We start from the raw sequence: 21603 nt of genomic DNA, 5'->3' as shown, positions 1-21603 counted from the left end.
ATTCGCGCGGATTTTTTTTGATCTATTGTCTCAATTCGGCCTTCTTCTCCTGGATTTCATCAGCTAGAATTTCATTTACGTCTGTCTTTGCTCCAATCAACAGATGAACGAGTGTTCCGAATTCACGGGCATTAGGATTAGTGATACTGCCAATATGTTCTGATTTTTCAAATAATGACACCTCTCTTTCACTGACGTTGTCATCCGATTCCCTGACCAAGATTACATTCTTGATCGGCTTGCTGAGGTCAATCCAGTTGACATAATCAGCATTCATGGTCACTGCCTGCAAGCCTTTTGTTTTAGTGTAAAAGTTTATGGCGCCAGCTTGTCCATAATTGTCACAAATTATAACAGTATATTCATCATTAGGAATCTTAGAATAGGCAAGATCTACTTTTTCTGCCAATTCTTTCCATCCCAACATATCCGCAAAATCCTGAGGTATATCATATGTTTTTCCATCCTCCCAGCGTGTCAGTCCCAAATCTGGATACCTCTCATATACAGATTTGAGGTTTTTTGGATTACTAATTGGAAAGATCAAAGGTGCGATTGCCGTGAAGACTCCTATGGGGAGGATTAAAGCGAGAGGCTTGAGATAGCGTTTCTTTCCATCTTTTAGAAGTTGAGATAAGTAGATAGCTCCAAAGGAAAAATAAATAGGATATAGGCCTATTGCATAATAAGCCTTTGCTCGGAAATAAGTAAATACCGTCAGTGTAGCAATAAGGGTAAAAAAGAGAAATTTATATTTTTTGAAATGAGGTTGCGTGAAAAATGAAATCAATCCGGCAATGATGATAAATATAGACCCGATAAAGAAGGTGGGTTGATCCGTCAAAAAATCCAATCGATTTATATTCACCAATTGATATCTACTTAGCATACGCATATGCCAGATTACCGGAAAATCATTGGTCCATTGCCACCAAAGATTAGGTAATGCAATCAGTGTAGCTACTCCCAGTCCACCGTAGAGATGTGGGTTTTTGAAAATTTTTCTTTCTGGGGTTAACAATAAACCAATGAATAACCCGATGGCGAGAAAAGCAACATTGTATTTATTTAGAAATCCAAAACCAAATCCGACTCCCATCCAATATAACCATGACGTTTTTTCAGTTTTGAAAAAGTTAATCAAAGCATATAGAATAAAAGTCCAAGCAAGAATATCGAAGGAATTCGGTTGAAAAAGTAAATTTAACCTTGGCAAAGCTGAGAAAATCAAGCCGATGGCTGCTAATGATAATGCAAAGAGATTGCCTCCAAAACTTTCAATGGTTTTCCAAACTATTACAATGGTCAAAGCACCTAATAAGGCTGGGATAAACTTTACCCAAAACTCTGTGTAGCCAAGCAGGTAAATCAAATAGGAAAACCAAGAAGTGACGGGAGGAACAGAAATATAGCCCCAATCCAGATGATGAGCCTGGTCTAAGTGCAGGAACTCATCACGGTGTAGTTCATAGCTAGAATCTATCAAAAGGTATTGAAGCAAGATTTTGATCAATACAAATCCTACTAAGTACCAATTATTGCGACTCATAAATCTACTGGATTACCCGTTAAAGATCAGCTTGAATGTAGTCCCTTCTTCGATCGCAGACCGAACTTGAATATTGCCTTTGTGTCTACGCATGATCTGCTTGGAAAGACTCAAACCAATCCCTGAGCCTTTCTTTTTGGTGGTGAAGAAAGGGATGAAGATTTTGCTCAGTGCTTCTTCTTCTATTCCTTTTCCTGTGTCACTTACTTCCAAAATGATTTTACCAGCTTCATCTATAAAAGCACGAAAGGTAATCACTTTGATTTCAGCATCCTCAACAGCATGAATGGCGTTTTGTGCAAGGTTGATCAGTACTTGCTCAATTTGAGTCTGATCTCCGAAAAGAATTAATTCAGGTGGATTGAGTTCCTTTCGCAAGGTGATATTTTTGCTCTCTAATTGATGCGCAAGTAGTACCTCAAGTTGATCAAATAGTTTCGCAATACCAATACTACTGAATTTAGGAGTAGGGATATGCGCTAAACTTCTGAAGTCAGAAACAAAATTGATTAAACCTTGACTTCGTTTTTCAATGGTACTAATACCCATCAGGTAATCCTCCATATCAGAGGGGCTAACCTGACTTACGTCATCCATCTTGGACTCAATTTCTTCTTTGATAGTTCCTGCCAAAGAAGAGATCGGAGCTATGGAATTCATGATTTCATGGGTAAGAATCTTCACAAGATTCTGCCAAGCCTCCATTTCTTTCTCTTCGAGTTCAGATTGAATATTTTGTAAAGAAACCAATTTGAATTTTTCACCTCTCATCAAGAGTTCTATCACATAGACCGATAACTGCATGATTCCGTCTGGATGGGCAATTTTGATTAATTCAGAACCCCCTGTCCTTAGGTTTTGGATTGCTAAATGAAGCTCTTTGTTTATTCCTTCAATTTGAGAGATGTTTTTTAACTCTTCTATATCTAGAATTCTTTTGGCTGCGGTATTGATGATTTGGATATTTCCGTTTTCCCCATAGGTAATCAAGCCTATGCTGAGGTGTTTAAAAACAGATCTGAAATACTGGTATTGTGCTTCTTTTTCTGCTTGATCCTCTTTTAGTTTGGCGAGAATAGCATTGAATTCAATATGAAGATCATCGGTTTCAGTCCCATCGAATTTGACGGGATAGAGTTGGGTATATTTATCCTGTTTGATGTTATCCAAAAATACCCGAACTTTCTTAAAAGAGCTTTCAGAGTATTTTAGGAAGAAAATAATCTGTATCACTACCAATATCAAGAAAAGGGAGATCATAAAGACTCCCCATTCATCGAAAATGGTATATGCCATTAGGAAAAGAGTAGCGGCTAGAAAGGCAATTCTACCCAGTAAGCCAACTTTATAATCCATATTTTTCTAATCTTCTATAAAGAGAAGCTCGAGTTAAGCCCAGTTCTTTTGCTGCTTTGGAAATGTTTCCTCCATTTTTATCTATGGCTCGTTGAATGGTGCTTCTCTCCATATCATCGAGATTCAAGGTGTTGTTTGCCGGAACTTTATCCGAGGAGGGTTTGGCAGAAAGGAAGAAGAAGTCTCTAGAGTCCAATTCTTCTCCTTCGGCCATGATGATGGCTCTTTCTATCGCATGCTGCAGTTCTCGGATGTTACCTGGCCAGTTGTATCGTTGAAGTAAATCCATGGCAGACTCATTGAACCCACTGAAATTTTTACGGTATTTCTGGCTGTAATTTTTTAGAAAGTGATTTGCCAAAACAGGAATATCATCTTGTCTTTCACGAAGTGGAGGAAGGAAAATTTCCACCGTGTTTATTCTATAGAGTAAATCTTGGCGGAAGGTGTTTTCCATGACCATTTCATGCACGTGCATATTGGTAGCGCAAATCAATCGAATATCTACTGGGATGGCTTTATTGGTACCAATTCGAGTGACTTCCCTTTTTTGTAGTACAGTCAATAATTTGGATTGCAATGGCATGGACAAATTCCCGATTTCATCCAGGAATAAGGTGCCTTTGTCCGCTACTTCAAATCTACCTGCTCTATCGTCTTTGGCATCTGTAAATGCGCCTCTTTTATGGCCGAATAGTTCGGATTCGAAAAGTGTTTCTGTAATTGCTCCCATATCCACTCCTACAAAAATTTCATCTTTTCGCAAGGATCGATCGTGAATCGCTCGGGCGATCAATTCTTTTCCGGTACCGTTTTCTCCTAATATCAATATGTTGGCATCCGTTTGAGCGACTTTATCTATAATTGAAAAGATGTTTTTCATAGAAGCACTTTGCCCGATAATGTCGCTATAGGGCTTTTTCAAATCAGACTGCAGCTGCTTTTGTTTCTTATTCAGCTTTTCTACTTCATTGTAACTCTCCTTCAGTCTCACCGCTGAGGAAAGGGTTGCCAATAGCTTTTCATTTTGCCATGGCTTAAGAATAAAGTCAGTTGCTCCTTCTTTCAAAGCTTGCACAGCCATTTCCACATCTCCAAACGCAGTAATGAGAATGACTACGGCTTTTGGGTCAATCTCCTTAATTTGCTTCAACCAATGAAATCCCTCTTTTCCGGAAGTAGTATCTTCCCGGAAATTCATGTCCAACAAAATTACATCATAGGAATTGTTGTTGATCAAAAAGGGTATTCTTCGTGGATCTTTTTCTATAGATACTTCTTTGGCATGCTTCTTTAAAAGCATTTTTGCTGCAAATAGTAAATCCTCGTTATCGTCAATGATGAGTATTCTTCCAAGATCTTGATTTTCCATTGGTGTATTGTTTGTCCTAATAATAAGGGGAAAATAGTGCCAAGGCTGATTTTGGCCTTTTAACCCCGTTTTTTCGATAGAAGTGTCCATAAATGTACGATTTTATACTGTTTTCGGACAATATTGTCCGGGTTTTTAGGCCCAAAAGATTTATGTAACTTTGCGCTTTAACCAAATGAAATATCATGCAAGCTAAAAAAGGCGATGCGGTGCAAGTGCACTACACCGGAAAGTTGGAAGATGGAAGTGTTTTTGATTCTTCAGTAAACAGAGAACCTCTAGGTTTCACTCTTGGTGCAGGTCAAATGATTCAAGGATTTGATGCAGCTGTTGATGGAATGGCTGTTGGCGATAAAAAAACTGTGACCATACCTGCAGCTGAGGCCTATGGTGAAAAAAGAGATGATATGATGATCGATGTTCCTATTGAGCAAGTTCCAGCAGACATTAAACCAGAAGTTGGAATGCAATTGACTCTTCAGGGGCAAAATGGTCAGCCAATGCCTGTTATTGTAACTCATATAGATGAGCAAAAAATCACATTGGATGCAAATCACCAGTTGGCTGGAAAGGATTTGATTTTCGATATTGAATTGATGAAAATCGGTTAATCCAGAGATGAATTTTCAAAAAGGCCCATTTTGAAATGGGCCTTTTTTATTTCACTGTTTGTATAGTTATACCTTCTCCAGGTAAAAGTTGAACTACCACGCTTGATTTTCTTACTCCCTCATCTTGGTAGGATTGTGCAGTTACTTTTTTTCCATTCACCAACAACTCTGGATGAGTTCCCAGAAACTCAGCTTTCCATGTCAAAGGTTTGGAACCTATTTGATAGTTGAGGGTGCTTTTTTTTGTTCCTTCATGATGTACAGCAAGCTTAGAGTTACCTAATGTGATGTTTTGGACTCCCAAAAACTTCAATGACTTGGGAAGGTGGGATAAGGTACTGATTTCATTTTCTGATGCATGGGGTTTGATTCCAAGAAGATCAATGACCACATTTCGAATTAATACATAAGATACTTCTGGGTAATCCCCATTTCTTCCTGTAGCTGAGGAATAGGAATGTTCCTGGTCTAATTTTTCTAGGATGTAAGTCAACCATTTCCAACCCAATTCATTTTGATGGTGGAGGAAGAACATTTCTGGTATGTAACTGATTGCTTCAATATTATCAGGAATATCAGCTTTGGACTCTAATCGCTCATCAATAAATGCCAAGTATTTCAATGTTCTTTTTGAGCCAAATTCAGTGATGCCTTTCATGGGCATAAACCATGAATTTTCCTTTCCCCATCCATCCACAGGAGTTCCATTTGCTAAATAACCCCGGTTGTAAAGCGTGGTGTTTTTGATCCCCCAGCCTTCATTAAAGAGGTTTTTAAGTTGTTCAGCTTTTAGGGAAAACTCAAGAAAGTCCTTTTCATTACCCTTTAGTTGAGCAAATTGTGCGAATGCGAGGTAGGCCTTGTATTGGCTCGCTAATGCATCGCCAGCTTCGATAAGTGGTTGATCTTTTTGTTCGTTGTAGGAAGCTGCTCCGTCAAAAATCCCTTTTCCTGTACCCTCGGCAATACCATTGGGAATTTGTACATCGTGCAGTTCAATAAACTTTGAAACTGATTTCTCATAGAATTCCCACAAATGGGAATCCTGAATGTACCTGTCATCTCCTGTCCAGGAGTACAACTCATAGGCTTTTTCTACCAGCTCAAAGGTAGCAGGAACTTCTCTGACAAAATTGGAATCAGATTTATAATCTATAGTATAGGGCGAACCATCGAAATTAATGGCCCATAGAGGAAACCATTTTTTACTGGAATTGGCTGATGCCGCAAATGCTTTCAACATGGTGAAGTTTTCTTCCTCCAACCCCAAGAAATGGGCTCCTTCTAGCTGATGGCAGAAATCCCTTGAATAAAAAGCGGTGCGTTTAGGGTACCCTGCCCAATAGGAGGGAAGGTAATTAACTGTGTCAGTTCCTGGTCCATTTTCCCAAGCGTTGATTGGTCCTGTCTTTCCAGTTTGTACATAGGAGAGGGCTTTTCCCTGAGCCCAATTGAATGCCTCGTTCAAGTCTTGATTCGATGAATGGATTATCAATGGGAACCTTGAATTCTCATTCTTAAAAAAAATAGAATCCTTCTTACTGTTAATACTTGCTATAGCTAGAATTATCAGGAGTAAGGCGAGGGATTTAAAAGTGGGCATTGGTCAGCTTTATTGAATTATTTGATAATCTTTTCAACTGACAATGTTACAAATATTATGATAGTAGGATTTTTAGAATTTGGTCATTTTCTAAGGAATTTTTGATCAAAAGGAGGGAAGAACGTAATCGATTTCGTAATTACGCCCTAATTTTTTTATTTATCTGAAGTATATTAAGTCGTTGGTTTAATCCAATACAATTAGCATGACCCTAACAATTATTTCCTTTTTAGCCTTCACGGCATTTGTAGCGTTTTTTTCTTGGTATAAACTCCGAAAAGATAAACTGGATACCCAAGATGGATATTTTTTAGGAGGGAAAAGTTTGACTGGAGTGGTCATTGCCGGATCCATGTTATTGACAAATATTTCTACAGAACATCTCATAGGAATGAATGGGTCTGCTTATAAGAATGGATTTATTATCATAGCCTGGGAGGTCACTTCGGCCATAGCTTTGGTCATTGGAGCCTTATACTTTATCCCAAGTTTTCTAAGGATGGGCTTGACAACCATTCCTCAATATTTGGAATATAGGTTTGACAAAGTCACACGAACGATGGTCGCATTATTTCTGATCGTTTCATTTGTAGTGACTCTTCTTCCTATTGTATTGTACACAGGCGCAATCAACCTGGAAAGTATCTTCGATGTATCCGAAAATCTACAAATCAGTCAACAAGAAGGGTTGTGGGTCACGGTGATTGCGATCGGAGTGATTGGTTCTGTATATGCGATTTTTGGAGGGCTTAAAGCAGTCGCATTTTCAGATTCCATCAATGGGATTGGCTTGTTTGCTGGAGGACTACTGGTATTAGGATTTGCACTTTGGGATATTGGAGAAGGGAATATGATTGCAGGTTTGGGCAAGGTATACCATGCTGCCCCCGAAAAGTTTAATGTGATAGGAGCAAAGGACTCTGTTCTTCCTTTTGAAACCATATTTACAGGCCTGATGATTAACCAGTTGTATTTCTGGTGTATGAATCAAACGATCATTCAAAGAGCATTTGGAGCTCAAAATTTGGCAGAGGCTCAAAAAGGCTTGTTGTACACTGGTGTATTCAAACTATTCATTCCCTTAATTATCATCTTACCAGGGGTAATAGGATTTTATTATTTTGGAGATAGCCTCTATGACAATCAGGATATGATCTATCCGGAATTAATCAAAAAAGTGCTACCGGTAGGGCTCACAGGCTTTTTTGCAGCAGTGGTGATGGGAGCAGTATTGAGTACTTTCAACAGTGTTTTGAATAGTACTGCAACCTTATTCAGTTTGGGGATATATAAACGACATATTAAGCTCGATGCCAATGAGAAAGAATTGGTTTGGGTAGGTAAGTTGACATCCATCGTATTGGCGATTTGTGCTATAATGGCAGCCCCTTTGGTTGCGGGTGCTCCTGATGGCCTTTATCAATTACTGCAGCAATTAAATGGGATTTTCTTCATTCCTATTGCCTCGGTCATTATAGCTGGACTGTTTCTCCCTAGAATTTCAGCATTAGGAGCGAAGGTGGGCTTATTTGTCGGACTTGCTTTTTATATTTTAGCTGTTTTCATTCTGAAAGTGAATATTCATTTTGTGCATATTTGGGGTATTGAATTTCTGTTGAATATGGGGGTTATGTTTACGGTTTCCTATTTTTCTCCTAATAGCAACACTTTTAAACCTTCTGATATCAGTCCTATAGAATTACAGCCCTGGAAGTATGCGAAGCTACTTGGACTTGTCTTAGTGATCTTGACTGTATTGATTTATGTTTGGTTAGGTAATTAACATTTTGAAAACCTTTATATTAGATTAAATTTTAAGAGTATGAAAGAAATAACTCCACACCAAATGGAAGAACTCTGGGAAGAGGATCTTTTAAAACGTTATCCTGAGAATGGAAAGCCAGAAAAAGCGAAAGAGGAGTTTAGAAATTACGAAGATCCTCAAAGGGAAACAGTCAAGGAATTTTATCGGATCAATCACTTGAATCAAACCTATGATTTTGTTTTGGAGAAGGAACGAGAGTTTTTGAAATTCGATAAAAGAGAGATGACACTTTGGGAGGCCGTAGAGTTTCTAAATACTTTGGTGGATGATTCGGATCCCGATACGGATTTGGATCAAACACAACATTTACTACAGACTTCTGAGGCCATTCGAGCCGATGGTCATCCCGATTGGTTTGTTTTGACAGGGTTTTTGCACGATCTGGGTAAAGTACTTTGCTTGTTTGGTGAACCTCAGTGGTGTGTGGTAGGCGATACTTTTCCGGTAGGTTGTAAACATTCTGACAAAATCGTTTACCCTGAATTTTTCAAGGAAAATCCAGATTACAACGACCCAAGGTTTAATACCAAATTCGGCGTATACGAGCCAAATTGTGGTTTAGATAATGTCCATATGTCTTGGGGGCATGATGAATACATTTACCAAATCATGAAAGACTATTTGCCTGAGGAAGGCTTGGCTATGTTGAGATATCATAGTTTTTATGCCCAACACCGTGAAAATGCCTATAGTCATTTAATGAATAAGGAAGATCATCGATTGTTTGAATGGGTTAATAAATTCAATCCTTATGATTTGTATTCCAAAGCTGCTGTACCTCCCAATGTGAAGGAATTGAGACCATATTATGAGGATTTGGCTTCGAAATATTTACCAGATACCTTAAAGTTCTAATCCCTTAAAAACCGAAGTAAACGCTTCGGTTTTTTAATTCAATTCTTTGATCTTTTTAGGAAATGGGTAAACCGTAATTTTGTCTTTAGAAATTAATGTGATGATTTCTTGTCCTAGTTGGATTTGCATGAATGGGGCAGGGTAGTTGGCTATTTCCTTCACTTCTTGATTTTGAAGAGAAATGGCCTTGATTTTTCCTCCTTCAAGCCAGAATAGGTGTTCTTTATAAAAGCAAAGTCGTTGATCTGTTTGAAGATTTATTTTTTTTAAAAAATTGCCTTGATTGTCAAATAAGAAGATTCCTTCATTTTTCACATTCATGAATAGTCTGTTTTTGAACTCGCGGATTTCTAATACATTCAGGTTTTCCAGGTTTAGGATCAAGTTTAAGGGTTGAGATTGAGTAATCAAATTTCTACGATAATCTAAAATCTTCAGGTTGAGGTCAGATTCATCCCAGACCCATATAATATTGTTATTGCCAAGAGAAGCTGCTTTGGCGAGCTGGATCTCTGTTTGAAAAAATCCTTTTTCAGAGAGAAGATTCAGAAATCGATCTAGGATCCGATACTCTTGAAGATCAGCAGAAAAACTAAAAATATTTACGGTCCATGCAGCCTCCAATTGATGTAGTCTTCCTTGTCTAGTAGGGGAGAATAAATTCAGTTGTTCTCCTGTTCTATTGAATTGGAAAATATCACCACGACTATTGCTAATAAAGATCTGGTCCTTCGTATCCATAGATACCAGGTCTAAATCCCTAATACTAATTTCAGAAAGCGGCTTGCCAAATTCTTCTAGTTCCTGCCCCCATGAAAGAAGGGGGCAAAGTAGAAAGAGGAAGACAAGCCAGTTTTTCATCCTTCAAATGTTTTTAAAACGGGTTTGGAATTGCCATCAAATTCAAGATAAGTATATTGACTAACCCACTCCCCAAGATTGAAATAGGTAGCGTTGGTTCCTACTTCCAGTTCCAGAGGTAAATGTCGATGGCCAAAGATGTAATAGTCATGATGAGATTCTGCTTCAATTTCCTTGCAATATGCCCACAGCCATTCGTCATCTCCTAAGAAGCGGTTTTCATCTTTTTCCATATTGGTAATTCGACTATGTCCTGACCAGGCATGGGCAATAGAAATGCCGATGTCCGGATGGAGCCATTTAAAAAGCCATTTGGATAAAGGGTGTACAAAAACCTTTTTCAGGAATTTATAAGAATTATCTCCTGGTCCCAATCCATCACCATGGCCAACCATTAGAGTCTTGGAACCTACCGTGATTTGAATCGGATCATGAAACACAGGGATGCCTAATTCCTCCGTAAAATAGTCTTTCATCCAGAGATCGTGATTTCCAGTAAAGAAATACACTGGAATATTTCGATCTCGTAGTTGGGACATCTTAGAAATGAAGGGAATAAATCCTTTGGGGATTACCTTTCCATATTCGAACCAAAAGTCAAAAATATCACCTACCAAAAAAATGGCAGATGCCTGGTCTTGAATGCTATCCAGCCATCGAATGATTTTTTGCTCTCTCCCTTTACTGGCCTGAGTATTGGGTGTACCTAAATGAAAATCCGATGCAAAGAAGATCTTCTTTCCGTTGGGTTCGATGGTTAGGTTGGCTAGTTGCATGAATAAAGATAATCGGGTAGCGGATTAAAAAAAAAGCCCCTTGAGAAGGGGCTTTTTAATTTGTTATTTTTCTTCCTTCGGTTCCGTGACTGAAGTAGCCTCATCTGTTGTTTTTTCATCAGGATCAAGGGTAGGTTCCTCTAGTTGATCAATGACAGGAACAGGAGCACTTTCTTTTTTATTGGTGTAAGCCTGATAAGTAGTCTCTGTTTCAAAAGGTCTTTTCCCAATCAAGCGTTCCAGATCAGCCTGGAAAAGGATTTCTTTCTCAAGAAGTTCTTTCGCCAAGATTTCCAATTCTTTAATTCTATGCTCCAGTAATTCCTTGGTTCTGGTATAGGCCTTCTGGATCAATTGTCTAACCTCCTCATCAATTGTTTCTGCGGTGGTTTCGGAGTAAGGCTTGGTCATTTTATAATTATCTCCTTTGGAATCGTAAAAGGAAACATTTCCAATCTTATCGTTCATACCATATACAGATACAATTGAATAAGCCATTTTAGTAACTCTTTCCAAGTCACTTAAGGCTCCCGTTGAGATTTTTTTGAAGATGATTTCTTCCGCTGCTCTACCACCCAAGGTCATGCACATTTCGTCTATCAATTGATCAGTTTGATATAAAAACTGTTCTTTTGGTAAATACTGGGCATATCCTAGCGCTGCAATTCCTCTTGGTACGATACTTACTTTTACCAAAGGGTCTGCATGTTCCAAGAACCAGCCAGCCACTGCATGTCCTGCTTCGTGGTAAGCCACAATTTTTTTCTCTTCTGGAGAAATAATCTTATTTCTCTTTTCAAGTCCTCCAATTGTTCTGTCAATGGCGTCTTGGAAATCTTCCATATCCACTGCAGATTTATTTCTTCTGGCTGCGATCAAGGCTGCTTCATTACAAACATTTGCAATTTCTGCCCCTGCAAAGCCTGGAGTTTGTGCTGCCAGTTTTTTAGGATCAATATCCGGACTGGTTTTGATAGGCTTCAAATGTACTTTAAAGATGGCCTCTCTACCTACAATATCTGGTTTGTCAATAGAGATTTGTCTATCGAATCTTCCTGCTCTCAATAACGCGCTATCTAATACATCAGGTCTGTTGGTAGCTGCCAAAACGATTACACCAGAGTCAGTTCCAAAACCATCCATTTCTACCAAAAGCGAATTCAATGTGTTTTCTCTTTCATCATTGGAACCAGGCATTTGACCTTTTCCTCTAGATCTACCGATCGCATCGATCTCATCAATAAAGATGATACAAGGAGCCTTTTCTTTTGCTTGCTTAAACAGATCTCTTACTCTAGCAGCTCCTACCCCTACGAACATCTCTACGAAATCAGATCCTGATAGCGTAAAGAAAGGTACTGCTGCTTCACCTGCTACTGCTTTAGCCAGTAAGGTTTTACCAGTTCCCGGAGGTCCTACAAGCAAAGCACCTTTAGGTATTTTACCTCCTAGTTTGGTGAATTTCCCTGGGTTTTTAAGGAATTCTACAATCTCTTGGATTTCCTCTTTTGCTTCGTCTAGGCCTGCCACATTGTCAAAGGTAATTTTGACCTTGTTTTCGGCATCAAATAATTGGGCTTTTGATTTACCAACATTGAAAATCTGTCCTCCAGGCCCAGATGGACCTGCCATTCTTCTCATCATAAACCAGAAGAATACAAACAACAAGATTAAGAAACCGAAGCTGCTGAAGTAACTACTCCAATTTTCTTCCGTGGATACCTCTAGATCGATTCTATTTGCAGGATCTGCTTGCTCTTTTAATGCATCAAAATCATTCGCAAACTTATCAACTGAAGCTACTTGAAAGGAATAGTGAGGCCCAGATGGATTAAAGAACGTAGAGTTGGACTCCAATTCATTTTTATATTTAGGCTCAGATAAGACAGAAGGCTTTAGGGTGATGTCTACTCTTTCCATGTTTTTGACCATTACGACTTTAGAAACGTCACCGGCCAAATACATGTCTTCAAACTTCTTCTGCGTAATATCTATCACTGCTGACCTTTGTTGTATCCAAGTAAGGCCAAGTAGTACCAAAACTGCCGCAATGATCAACCAAAGTTGAAAATTCGGTTTTTGTTGAGGTGTCTTTGGTAATAATTTTTTGTTTTTATTTTTATCGCTCATCGCATAATGGGTAATTCTGTAAACTTAAGGTAAAACGGAATAGGTTGGGTAAAGTTTGTGGGTTTTTAGCCTATGTGTGTAACTTTTGCATCTCCCCATAAATCTTCGAGGCCGTAAAACTCCCGTTTGTCTTTAAGAAAAATGTGGGCAACTACGTCCACATAATCCATTAAAATCCAATTTCTGCTATTTTTACCTTCATTCCTCCAAGGTCCTTTGTCACCAGCTTTGATCACTTGTTCCTCAATGGAATCAGAGATTGCATCCAACTGTGTATCTGAGTTGCCGGAGCAAATCACAAAAAAATCGGTAACGGAATTCTTTATATGTCTAAGGTCCATCAAGATAATGTCAGAAGCTTTTTTTTCTTCCATTCCCTTAATGATAACTTTGCTCAGCTCTTCTGCTGTCATTATTATTGTTTTATTTTTGTGAGCTGGAAAATCCTGCTTTTTCCAGTGAATCTAAAATTTATGTATAAAATTCTTGCCAACACCATTTTTTTAGGGAAAGATGTACATTTCCTGCCAGACTGTCACTCTACCAATGACATTGCTTTACAGATGGTCAGGCTTCGTCAGGTTTCTGAAGGCAGTATCATCATCTGTGGTCATCAGACAAAAGGTAAAGGCCAGCGTGGTAATGTTTGGGAATCAGAAGCAGGAAAGAATCTTACTTTCTCTTTAGTTCTGAAACCTGATTTTTTGGATATAACAGACCAGTTCTTATTGAACATGAGTATATCGAATGGAGTTCGTATTTTTTTAGAAGATTATTTATCAGAGGTAAAAGTAAAATGGCCTAATGACGTTTTAATTCCAGGAGAAGGGAAAATTGGAGGAATTTTAATAGAAAATACTTTTTCCGGAAATTCTTGGGAACATGCCATTGTGGGCGTAGGATTAAATATCAATCAAAAGTCTTTTTTAAACACCAAGGCCACTTCTTTAGCTAAAATTACTGAAAACATTTTTGACCTAAATGAGCTTTTTAGAATATTGATTACTAGAATCGAGCAAAGTTATTTGTCTTTGAAGCGAGGTAAGGAAAAAGAAATTAAAAACGCCTATTTAAATCATTTGTATTTAAAAAATCATCGTGCTCAATTTGGGTCGAGAGGAGAAAAGTTTTGGGGGGAAATTACTGGAATAGATTCATTCGGTAAGCTAAACATAAAATTGGATTCCGGAGAAATTCAAACTTTCGAATTGAAGGAAGTGATGTTTTTGGAATAGCGTGAGAATTTTAGAATCCGAATTTTAAACGGTACCTTTGCCCGAGTTTTTAAAAGAATTTAATTCGTTAACTATCAATATTATGTCAGAAACTAAATCTGAAAAATTCGTAAAGTACAAGGTTAAAGATATTTCTTTAGCTGAGTGGGGAAGAAAAGAAATCAAATTAGCGGAAGCTGAAATGCCAGGATTGATGGCTCTTCGCGAAGAATTTGGAGCATCCAAGCCATTGAAAAACGCGAGAATTGCAGGTTGTCTTCACATGACAATTCAAACTGCAGTATTGATAGAAACATTAGTGGAATTAGGAGCAGAGGTTACCTGGTCTTCTTGTAATATTTTTTCTACACAGGATCATGCTGCTGCTGCCATCGCTGCTGCAGGAATTTCAGTTTATGCGTGGAAAGGCTTAACTGAAGAAGAATTTGATTGGTGTATCGAACAAACCTTGTTCTTTGGTGAAGATCGTAAGCCACTAAATATGATTTTGGATGATGGAGGTGATTTGACAAATATGGTGTTGGATCAGTATCCTGAATTAGTTGCAGGTATCAAAGGTCTTTCTGAAGAGACCACTACAGGTGTTCATAGATTATACGAAAGAATGAAGAATGGTACACTTCCGATGCCAGCTATCAATGTAAACGATTCTGTTACCAAATCTAAGTTTGATAACAAGTATGGTTGTAAAGAATCTTTAGTAGATGCGATTAGAAGAGCAACCGATGTAATGATGGCAGGTAAAGTTGCTGTTGTTGCCGGATATGGTGATGTCGGAAAAGGTTCTGCGGCTTCTTTGAGAGGTGCTGGTGCAAGAGTAATTGTTACTGAAATTGACCCAATCTGTGCGCTTCAGGCAGCAATGGATGGTTATGCTGTTAAGAAAATGGTGGATGCTGTGAAGGAAGCAGATATTATAGTTACTGCTACTGGTAACAAAGACATCCTTTCTGAAGAGCATTTCAAAGGAATGAAAGATAAGGCCATTGTTTGTAATATTGGTCATTTTGACAATGAAATCGACATGGCTTGGTTGAATAAGAATTATGGCCATACTAAAAATGTCATCAAGCCACAGGTTGATTTGTATGATCTTGATGGTAAAGAAATTATTGTCTTAGCTGAAGGTAGATTGGTGAATTTAGGTTGTGCTACAGGTCACCCTTCATTTGTGATGTCAAACTCCTTTACTAACCAGACTTTGGCACAACTTGAGTTATGGCAAAATAGTGAAGATTATAAACCAGGAGTTTATGTGCTTCCAAAGCATTTAGATGAAAAAGTTGCAGCCTTGCACTTAGCAAAACTAGGAGTTGAGCTTGAGACTCTTTCTCAGGAACAAGCGGAATATATTGGTGTGACGGTAGAAGGACCATTCAAACCGGAATACTATAGATATTAATCAAAGTTGGATTTAAATTAAAAGGCAGCCTTAAAGCTGCCTTTTTTTATGGGTTTAAGAGAAGGGACCTTCCGTCAGGAAGGATAACATTGGCGGCCACATTACAGGAATCCAATAATTCATATTGCAGCTGATAGGTGACATTTTTGGAGGAACCTCGGCTAACACTCCAAACTTCAGAACCTGCTACTGGCATCAATTTGTTTTCCTGAAAGCAAGAGGAAAGCATCAATCTGTCAAAAGGGATTTCAATGTTAAAATCTCTTCCTGCCGGATTCACTCCATGGAGGTTCCCTCCAGAGATAAAGCCTATGCCATTGGAAAATACCGTTCCCCCTGAATGTTTTATGTCGCCAGAGAAGACAGAGTTTAGCTTTTCCTCTGTGGTTAGAGTTATAGGGTTAAAGCTTTCAATAATTTGATTGGAATTATCTTTTTTAAAACTTCTGATACCTTTGACACTACTTCCATTGAAAGAATAATTATCATATTCTAGAGTCCATGTGGCTGAGTTACTATTTGATAGTGCATATTCCAAAACGATCTTTCCTGACCTTTTATCATTTCCAGCCTGTTCACATTCGATTTCGGCATCAAAATTCAAGAATACTTTTCTCGTATCCTCTTCTATTAATAATTCTGGGCAGCCAGGTAGTGTACTGGCCGTATCCATCGCCTGGTATTCGTCAAATGAAAGTAAGGCAAAGTATAAACTTTCGCTCCAAGCATTGCTGAGGTCAAATAGCTGATTGGCCTCTGTAGGCAAATCTGTGCTAATGACTTTATCGGCATCCTCCTGACAAGAAGCTAATGCGATACTTAAAAGGATGAAAAAAAAGTTGAATCTTTTCATGCGTAAACTACTACTGTAAAATTAGAATCTTTTTGCGAACAATTCTTCCTTTCAATTACTAGGCCGAATGCCTATCTTGGGTAGGAATGAATCCAAAATAAGTATGAATTATTTAGATGGTATGCTCAAAGAAGGAGCTTTAAAAGGAAAGAATATTCTCATTACGGGAGGAGGTACAGGTTTGGGGAAATCAATGGGAGAGTATTTTTTGGAATTGGGGGCGAATCTGGTGATTACTTCTCGAAAATTGGAGATTCTGCAGGAAACCGCAAATGAAATGATGTCTCAAAAAGGAGGGAAAGTAATTCCTTTGGCTTGTGATGTCCGGGATATTGAACAGGTAGAAGCCATGTGGAGTGCAGCTGTGACAGAACTAGGCCAGATAGATGTGGTCTTAAACAATGCAGCCGGAAATTTTATTAGTCCCACAGAGAGATTGTCTACCAACGCTTTTAATACAGTGCTGGATATCGTGTTGAAAGGTACCTCACAAGTGACTTTAACAGCAGGGAAAAGCTGGATTGAAAAAAAACAAAAAGGAACATTTTTAAATATTGTAACTACTTATGCTTGGACAGGTTCCGCTTATGTTGTTCCATCAGCAGCTGCAAAAGCAGGGGTGTTGGCTATGACCAGATCTTTGGCGGTGGAATGGGCAAAGTATGGAATCCGCTCCAATGCCATTGCACCTGGTCCATTCCCGACAGAAGGAGCTTGGAGTAGGTTGCTTCCAGGCGATTTGGTAAAGAAATTTGACCCCGCTAAAAAAGTGCCCGTAGGTAGAGTGGGAGAACATCAAGAGTTGGCCAATTTAGCAGCATATCTAGTTTCTGATTATTCATCTTATGTCAATGGAGAAGTAATTACCATTGATGGTGGAGAATGGTTAAAAGGGGCTGGCGAGTTTAATAATTTGGACCAAATCCCTGAGGAAATGTGGGATATGATGGAAGTCTCAAGGGGAAAAAAGCGCTAAGCCCCAAAGTGATTTGGGGCTATTTAAAATCCAAATGGAAAATCAGGAACTTTTGACTTCTTTTTGAATTGAAGAAAGAGAGTCTGAATCCTTTTCAAAATTTTTATTTTGATTAACTGACTCTTTGATGCTTTTTTTCAAGGCTTGGTCAAGCTGAACTGTCTCTTTCTTGATGATGTCTAATATTCGCTTGGATTCTATAGATTGCTGTTCGATATCCAAAATATCAATTAGTCCTAAAATATTGGCGACTCTAGCCCGGAGGGTATGGGATTGCTGGAATGCCAATTCTTTCAAAAAATATTGGTGTTCCTTCATCCAAAGATCCTGTTTTTTCTTTTCAGTTATATCCAAAATAATTCCTTGTACTTTTTTAGGTACTCCTTCCACGGTCCATTGGATGGTTTTTCCGAAAGCGATTACCCATATCGTCTGATTTCTTTTAGAGACTAACCTAAACTCCTTTTTAAAAGGAATACTTCCAATGGATTTAAAATGAAGTGTTAGTTCTTGAGTTAATAGCCGGTAATCTTCCTGATGGATGTGTTTCTCCCAAGAAATTTTGCCCTTTGTTTCTATTTCTTCTTCCGTGTACCCTAAGGTTTGGGCTAGTCCAGAGCTGATGGTATTTACTTTTTCAAAAGGGTTGAATTCCCAAAAACCCAATAATTTATCTTCCAATAGGGTGTCAATGATTTCGGAAGATGAATCTTCACTATCCATAAAGTCTCCCAACCTTATATTGTATGGCTTTAAAGGATCCAAGGGATGACCAATCCCTAAACAGGTTCCAAAATCTTCTGAAATGAAAAAGAACTCCCATCTGGTTTTTATTAAATTTCCGGATGGATAGTTAATTTTCTGAAGGTCCACCAAAAATGATTGTTGGTGATGATGCCAAGCTTTTATTCTATTATTTTCATACTTTATCCAATCTGAAGAAAGGAAGCAATCGGGAAAATGAATTGGTTTTTCGGTTTTGTCAAAAAGTGATGGAATAGGGCCAATACCTGAATCAGAACTTAGAATTAATCCAGTCTTATCCATGGTCACCTGCATGAAATACTCTGAAGTGATGGCTGCTTGGGCTAATAGTTCTAAAGCTTTGACCTTGATCATTTATGAAAATAGCAAATTTTGCATCTAATTACATAAAATATAATTTAAAATACAAAAAAATATATTTGAAATGAATCAAGAGACGTTGAATTTAAATAGAAGTAGTTTTGGAAACCCACAAAATGAAGGCAAAGCAATTTCAAAAGAAGAGGCACTTACTCTACTGGACGAATGGGTGAAAAACGAAAAATTAAAAGTTCATATGCTTCAAGTGGGGCATTTAATGAAAACCTATGCACATAGTAAAAATTACCCAGATGAAGTTCAACATCTCTGGTATTTGGCTGGTTTGCTTCATGATGCCGATTGGGATCAATGGCCTGATCAGCATTGTAAGAAAATAATTGAAGAATTAGAGTCCAGGAATTTAGATCCAGGAATGATAAGAGCCATAGCCTCCCATGGGCCTCGGTATTTTGGAGTAGAGCCTGAATCTGAAATGGATAAAATGTTATATGCTTTTGATGAATTAAGTGGATTCGTGCATGCTTATTCTTTGATGCGTCCCACAGGATATGCGGGTATGGAAGTCAAAGGAGTCAAGAAACGATTGAAGGATAAAACTTTTGCAGCTCAAGTAAGCCGAGAAGATATTCAAGATGCTTCTCAACGAGCAGGTATTCCTGTAGAGGATTTGATTCAATTTGTGATTACACATCAAATTACAGCACTTGAATGATTGGAATAATAGAATTTAATTAAAAGAATATTTATCTTGATTTTATTTTTCATGTTTAAATCAAGTAATATGTTGAAAAAGTTATGTTTTGGGCTAATGCTTTTACTGGTTTTCGAAATGGCTAAAGCTCAAGAGAAAAGCATAGATACCACTGCGGTAATTATCTTGGATAGAATGAGTTCCGTTTTCGGGGAATTGAAAAGTTTGGGATTTACTTCCACTGTTTCAAGGGATCTGGTTTATGCAGAGGATTTTTTCATCAAGGTTTTTTCAAGTAGCGATGTGAAAATTGAGGGTCCTAATAAACTTTCAGCCCGGATTCATGGGGAAAATAAAGAGGATTTATACTCCTATAATGGAGAGCAGGTGATTTATTATTCTTACCAAAATAATATCTATACCGTAGCTGATGCACCTGATAACTTGATTGAAACCATTGATTGGTTATATACCGATTTTGGGATTGAATTAACTACAGCTGACTTTTTATACCCTAGCTTTTCAAAAGATTTTACAGAACAAATGGACTATGTAGGATTTTTGGGAATAGCGCAAGTCGAAGGGAAGAGAGCCTTTCATATAGCTGGAAGTAATGAGTCGATTACTGTACAAATATGGATTTCTGATGATTCTTATTTTTTACCAATCAAAACGCTAATTACCTATTTTGATGGGCCTTATGCGAATCAGCATGAAACGGACTTTTCGGATTGGGAAATCAATCAAGATTATCCAGATTCCATATTTGAATTTTCTCCCCCACCAAGTGCAAAGCAAATTACTTGGATGAGACAGAACTAACTTGTTAAAGAAATCGAGCAATGGAAAAGTTAAGAATTAAATTATGGGTTTTGGGTGTTGGATTAATTGGTATGGTTTTCATTTCAGACTTAGCCCAGGCACAAAGGGTGAGAGCAGGAGCTGGAAGAGCGGGAGCTAGACCTGCCACAACTAGGCAAGCACCATCAAGGGAGATGAGCAGACCTCCTTCAAGACCTTCTACTAGGCCAGCTACAAGACCCTCTACCAGTCCTTCTTCAAGACCTAATATGAGTAGCCGGGATAATATTCACCCAAAAAACTCCAGTTCCCGTCCGACCTTAAATGGGGGAGCCAATAAAGTAACCAGAGACAGGGCAAACAATAGCAAGGTGTCCAATATTCGAAATAATCCTTCCGATAATCGAGGAGGAGGTAATCGAAATACCATAAACAATAATATTACGATCAATAGGAACAATGTCAATGTCCGAAATAATCATGTTCGGAATTACCGTCCCTACAGGCCACCATATAGACCTTATCCTAGACCCCCGTATATCTGGGGTGGATACGGTTTTAGTTGGTTTAGACCCTATTATTATCATCCCTACAGGCCCTATTACTGGGGGCCAGTTTGGCATCCATGGGGATTTTTTGTAGCTGCTCTTGCAACAACAGCGATCATAGTATCTATTGAAAATCAGGATTATAATTATAATGAAGGAGTATTTTATGTGGAAACAGATGATGGATATGTAGTAGTGGAAGCTCCTCAGGGGGCCACAGTGAAAGTAATACCTAAAGAATCAAAAGAGGTAGAAGTTAGCCCGACTGTAAACAATTATTACTACGGAGGGACCTTTTACGAGAAAAGTGATGGTGGCTATACGGTAGTTCCGCCTCCAGCAGGGGCAGTTGTGGACGCTTTACCTGAAGGAGGGGAAGAGGTGAAAGTCGGAGATCAAACATATGTCAAAATAGGAGACACATATTATATGCCTGTGCAAGAAGATGGAAAAGATATGTATGAGATAGTTCAGGTTGAAGAAGTGGAGGAGTGAACTTAATTTTATGAAATAAATAAGGGCCTTGATATGTCAAGGCCCTTATTTTTAATCTTCAGTTTCCTGAACCTCAGAGAGTGGCTTGAAATTACCTTCAGGCAATTGCTCAGCTAACTCATCTTTCTCATAAGGGAACACCTCTACAATCGGGCTTTCCACGATATCAGGAACTCTAAAACTCACCAACATATTGCTTAAGCTTTCTTGTATTCTATCATAAGCTTCTTTGACATCAGAGGCCGTCACAATCATATACTGAGTTACCTTTTTCTCCTTACCGCTCTCTCCATCAGAAACTAGATAGGACACTTTACACTTATACCAGATATCGGCATCCTCAAAGAAAAAGACATCCACAATGTTACTCTTGCTTAAGCTAGTAACTTGAAAATCTCCTCTGATTTGGGAGCCTAAACGGTCATATATTATTGCTTCTGCTTCTGTGAATGATACAGCATCTACCAAATACTGTTCAGAGATGTTTTTTAACAACCCTTCTTCATTCTCCTTCGCATATTTTACTTTACACAAAAACCAAGTTCTCATCATTCATTATTTTGAATCGTGAATCTAAA

The 21603-nt window shown here is 38.3% G+C and carries 20 protein-coding genes; 9 read left to right on the top strand and 11 right to left on the bottom strand.

Translation table 11 applies throughout. The features are described from left to right. Positions 1-22: 22 nt before the first annotated feature. Genes JYB62_RS09185 through JYB62_RS09175 form a run of 3 tightly spaced genes read right to left on the bottom strand, consistent with a single transcriptional unit; the run spans position 23 to position 4277 of the window. Complete coding sequence (locus JYB62_RS09185; protein ID WP_205645092.1) at positions 23-1549, bottom strand: glycosyltransferase family 39 protein; 1527 nt, start codon at positions 1547-1549, stop codon at positions 23-25. A 12-nt stretch (positions 1550-1561) separates the two neighbouring features. Continuing rightward, positions 1562-2905, bottom strand: coding sequence for a sensor histidine kinase (locus tag JYB62_RS09180; protein WP_205645091.1), 1344 nt, complete (start codon positions 2903-2905; stop codon positions 1562-1564). Next, a complete protein-coding gene (locus JYB62_RS09175; RefSeq protein WP_205645090.1) occupies positions 2895-4277 on the bottom strand; it encodes a sigma-54-dependent transcriptional regulator in 1383 nt (460 codons plus the stop codon). Before JYB62_RS09175 ends, JYB62_RS09180 begins: the two co-directional genes overlap by 11 nt. A 182-nt stretch (positions 4278-4459) precedes the next feature. Between JYB62_RS09175 and JYB62_RS09170 the strand changes: the two genes are divergently transcribed. Next, positions 4460-4888, top strand: coding sequence for an FKBP-type peptidyl-prolyl cis-trans isomerase (locus JYB62_RS09170; protein WP_205645444.1), 429 nt, complete (start codon positions 4460-4462; stop codon positions 4886-4888). A 46-nt stretch (positions 4889-4934) separates the two neighbouring features. On the opposite strand, the gene JYB62_RS09165 is transcribed toward JYB62_RS09170, so the two are convergent. Continuing rightward, positions 4935-6356 carry a hypothetical protein gene (locus JYB62_RS09165; RefSeq protein WP_205645089.1) on the bottom strand — a complete coding sequence of 474 codons (1422 nt, stop codon included), beginning with the start codon at positions 6354-6356 and terminating at the stop codon, positions 4935-4937. Between the two features lie 340 nt (positions 6357-6696). On the opposite strand from JYB62_RS09165, the gene JYB62_RS09160 reads away from it, so the two are divergent. After that, a complete protein-coding gene (locus JYB62_RS09160; protein WP_205645088.1) occupies positions 6697-8274 on the top strand; it encodes a solute:sodium symporter family transporter in 1578 nt (525 codons plus the stop codon). A gap of 39 nt (positions 8275-8313) precedes the next feature. Continuing rightward, positions 8314-9171: an inositol oxygenase family protein gene (locus JYB62_RS09155; RefSeq protein WP_205645087.1), complete on the top strand. Its 858-nt coding sequence runs from the start codon at positions 8314-8316 to the stop codon at positions 9169-9171. A 33-nt stretch (positions 9172-9204) separates the two neighbouring features. Here the strand turns inward: JYB62_RS09155 and JYB62_RS09150 are convergent, their stop codons facing one another. From JYB62_RS09150 to rsfS, 4 genes are all read right to left on the bottom strand, one after another. Next, positions 9205-10032 (bottom strand): hypothetical protein, encoded by an 828-nt coding sequence (locus JYB62_RS09150; RefSeq protein ID WP_205645086.1) that lies wholly within the window; start codon positions 10030-10032, stop codon positions 9205-9207. After that, a complete protein-coding gene (locus JYB62_RS09145; protein ID WP_205645085.1) occupies positions 10029-10808 on the bottom strand; it encodes a UDP-2,3-diacylglucosamine diphosphatase in 780 nt (259 codons plus the stop codon). Before JYB62_RS09145 ends, JYB62_RS09150 begins: the two co-directional genes overlap by 4 nt. A gap of 63 nt (positions 10809-10871) precedes the next feature. Further along, positions 10872-12938, bottom strand: a complete 2067-nt coding sequence (gene ftsH / locus JYB62_RS09140; protein ID WP_205645084.1) for an ATP-dependent zinc metalloprotease FtsH — start codon at positions 12936-12938, stop codon at positions 10872-10874. A 65-nt stretch (positions 12939-13003) separates the two neighbouring features. Next, entirely contained in the window at positions 13004-13351 is a 348-nt protein-coding gene (gene rsfS, locus JYB62_RS09135) for a ribosome silencing factor (protein ID WP_074223143.1), read from the bottom strand. Positions 13352-13411: 60 nt separating this feature from the next. On the opposite strand from rsfS, the gene JYB62_RS09130 reads away from it, so the two are divergent. Both JYB62_RS09130 and ahcY read left to right on the top strand, forming a co-directional pair. Then, positions 13412-14173: a biotin--[acetyl-CoA-carboxylase] ligase gene (locus tag JYB62_RS09130; RefSeq protein ID WP_205645083.1), complete on the top strand. Its 762-nt coding sequence runs from the start codon at positions 13412-13414 to the stop codon at positions 14171-14173. Between the two features lie 82 nt (positions 14174-14255). After that, positions 14256-15575, top strand: a complete 1320-nt coding sequence (gene ahcY, locus JYB62_RS09125; RefSeq protein WP_205645082.1) for an adenosylhomocysteinase — start codon at positions 14256-14258, stop codon at positions 15573-15575. A gap of 46 nt (positions 15576-15621) precedes the next feature. Here the strand turns inward: ahcY and JYB62_RS09120 are convergent, their stop codons facing one another. Continuing rightward, positions 15622-16428 carry a hypothetical protein gene (locus JYB62_RS09120; RefSeq protein ID WP_205645081.1) on the bottom strand — a complete coding sequence of 269 codons (807 nt, stop codon included), beginning with the start codon at positions 16426-16428 and terminating at the stop codon, positions 15622-15624. A 103-nt stretch (positions 16429-16531) separates the two neighbouring features. Here JYB62_RS09120 and JYB62_RS09115 point away from each other — a divergent pair, with 103 nt between their 5' ends. Next, entirely contained in the window at positions 16532-17404 is an 873-nt protein-coding gene (locus JYB62_RS09115) for an SDR family oxidoreductase (RefSeq protein ID WP_205645080.1), read from the top strand. Between the two features lie 42 nt (positions 17405-17446). Here JYB62_RS09115 and JYB62_RS09110 read toward each other — a convergent pair whose 3' ends face one another. Then, positions 17447-18523: a PAS domain-containing protein gene (locus JYB62_RS09110; protein WP_205645079.1), complete on the bottom strand. Its 1077-nt coding sequence runs from the start codon at positions 18521-18523 to the stop codon at positions 17447-17449. 70 nt (positions 18524-18593) lie between these two features. On the opposite strand from JYB62_RS09110, the gene JYB62_RS09105 reads away from it, so the two are divergent. The 3 genes from JYB62_RS09105 to JYB62_RS09095 all read left to right on the top strand — a co-directional run bounded on the left by JYB62_RS09105 (position 18594) and on the right by JYB62_RS09095 (position 21025). Then, positions 18594-19202 carry an HD domain-containing protein gene (locus JYB62_RS09105; RefSeq protein WP_205645078.1) on the top strand — a complete coding sequence of 203 codons (609 nt, stop codon included), beginning with the start codon at positions 18594-18596 and terminating at the stop codon, positions 19200-19202. Between the two features lie 69 nt (positions 19203-19271). Then, positions 19272-20003 carry a DUF2092 domain-containing protein gene (locus tag JYB62_RS09100; RefSeq protein ID WP_205645077.1) on the top strand — a complete coding sequence of 244 codons (732 nt, stop codon included), beginning with the start codon at positions 19272-19274 and terminating at the stop codon, positions 20001-20003. Between the two features lie 20 nt (positions 20004-20023). Next, positions 20024-21025, top strand: a complete 1002-nt coding sequence (locus JYB62_RS09095) for a DUF6515 family protein (RefSeq protein WP_205645076.1) — start codon at positions 20024-20026, stop codon at positions 21023-21025. 51 nt (positions 21026-21076) lie between these two features. On the opposite strand, the gene JYB62_RS09090 is transcribed toward JYB62_RS09095, so the two are convergent. Next, a complete protein-coding gene (locus JYB62_RS09090) occupies positions 21077-21574 on the bottom strand; it encodes a DUF4494 domain-containing protein (RefSeq protein WP_205645075.1) in 498 nt (165 codons plus the stop codon). Positions 21575-21603 lie beyond the last annotated feature (29 nt).

It is taken from the genome of Algoriphagus lutimaris (assembly GCF_017051705.1).
GTDB lineage: Bacteria > Bacteroidota > Bacteroidia > Cytophagales > Cyclobacteriaceae > Algoriphagus > Algoriphagus lutimaris.
The sequence above is the reverse complement of the archived record's forward strand: the minus strand, read 5'-3'. Positions and strand labels throughout refer to the sequence as shown.